We start from the raw sequence: 1,518 nt of genomic DNA, 5'->3' as shown, positions 1-1,518 counted from the left end.
GGTACGGACAGCTGTCCGTACCCGGCCCGACGTATATACGAGGCTTGGAGCGACTAGCCGTCCAGACCGATGGCGAAGGCCGCCTCCAGGTCGTGCTGCGAGTACGTACGGAACGCCACGTGGGTGTCGGTCCCCTCGACGCCGGGGATCTTGCTGATCCGGCCGGGGATGACATCGGCGAGATCGTCGTGCTTGGCCACCCGGACCATGGCGATCAGGTCGTAGGTACCGGTGACCGAGAAGACCTCGCTGACGCTGTCCAGCGCCGCGACGGCCTCGGCGATCTCGGGGATCCGGTCCACGCTGGTTTTGATGAGCACGATCGCGGTGATCACGGCTGGCTTTCTCCCTCGGTGGCCGTGGCTGGAGATCTCACTCTAGCCCCACGCCCGTGACGTCCCCAGGCGTAGAGGAAGCCGACGGCGAAGCCGACCACATGGGCGAGATAAGCCACGCCGGGGCCGCTGCCCGCACCCTCGGCGGCGAGCCACTGAAGGACGAACCAGAAGATCAGCACGATCCAGGCGGGGAAGCGCAGCGGCAGGAAGAGCAGGAACGGGAACACGCTGGTGACCCGGGCTCTGGGGAAGAGGTAGAGAAAGGCGCCCAGCACCGCCGAGATCGCGCCCGACGCGCCGACGAGCGTCTGGTCGGAAGTGGCGTGCGCCGCCGCGTAGGCGAGCAGGGCGAGATAGCCGCAGCCGAGGTAGAAGAACGCGAACTCGGTGTGGCCCATCCGCTCCTCGGTCATTGCCCCGAACACGTACAGGAACAGCATGTTGCCGAGCAGATGCAGCCAGCTGCCGTGCACGAAGAGCGCGGTGAGCGGGGTGAACAGGGCGTGTGCGGAGCCGTCCCACAGTTCGCCGGGGATCACGCCCCAGCGCTCGAAGTACCCGGCCTGGGCGGAGAGCAGGGCGTCCGCGCTGCCGTACACCGGGGCGAGGCCGGAGAGCGGGCTGACCGCGAAGACCACACAGCACAGCGCGATGAGGGCGTATGTCACCGGCGGCCCGCCCGAGGTGGCCGCCCGCAGGAGTCTGCCGGCCGCAGCCCGCCGATCGATCATGGTCAGAGCATGACGCAAGCGGAGGGAACGGGACAGACCGCCTCGCCGTGCCGGTGGTGAGCGGTGAGGCCGTAGGGTTACGGCAGGACTTCCGCAGTTCGACGGCGCACCGCGAGATCCTTATGTGGCAGCACGAGGCTCTACGAAAGAGGACGCAACGATGACGACGGTTCCCCAGCCGACCGAGGCGACCCGCTGGCGCTGCACGCTCTGCGGAAACCTCACGCGTTTCGACGTGACGCGCTCGTCCAAGGTCGTCGAGTACGTCCATCTCGACCTGGCCGGGGAGTCGAGCGTCGAGGAACGCGAGGTGGTCAGTGAGACCATCGAGTCGGTGCGCTGTCGTTGGTGCAACGCGGTGGACCAGATCGAGCTAGTCGACAGGCCGGGTGCCGACTCCTGACGGGGCCGTGCGGACATAAAGTTTGAGGTGACGGATGGTGGAGCAG

General features: G+C 67.4%; 3 protein-coding genes. 1 reads left to right on the top strand and 2 read right to left on the bottom strand.

The genetic code is table 11. The features are described 5' to 3' along the window. Positions 1-53 precede the first annotated feature (53 nt). Positions 54-335, bottom strand: a complete 282-nt coding sequence (locus tag ACFVW8_RS39130) for an Lrp/AsnC family transcriptional regulator (protein ID WP_384128843.1) — start codon at positions 333-335, stop codon at positions 54-56. Then, positions 332-1,069: a rhomboid family intramembrane serine protease gene (locus ACFVW8_RS39125; protein ID WP_389698822.1), complete on the bottom strand. Its 738-nt coding sequence runs from the start codon at positions 1,067-1,069 to the stop codon at positions 332-334. The genes ACFVW8_RS39130 and ACFVW8_RS39125 overlap by 4 nt, the downstream gene beginning before the upstream one ends. Before the next feature lie 160 nt (positions 1,070-1,229). Between ACFVW8_RS39125 and ACFVW8_RS39120 the strand changes: the two genes are divergently transcribed. Further along, on the top strand, positions 1,230-1,472 hold the full coding sequence (locus tag ACFVW8_RS39120; RefSeq protein WP_024494175.1) for a hypothetical protein: 243 nt from the start codon (positions 1,230-1,232) through the stop codon (positions 1,470-1,472). Positions 1,473-1,518 lie beyond the last annotated feature (46 nt).

The sequence above is a fragment of the Streptomyces sp. NPDC058221 genome, from assembly GCF_042882365.1.
In the GTDB taxonomy this organism is placed as follows: domain Bacteria; phylum Actinomycetota; class Actinomycetes; order Streptomycetales; family Streptomycetaceae; genus Streptomyces.
This window is presented reverse-complemented; position numbering and strand designations above follow the sequence as displayed.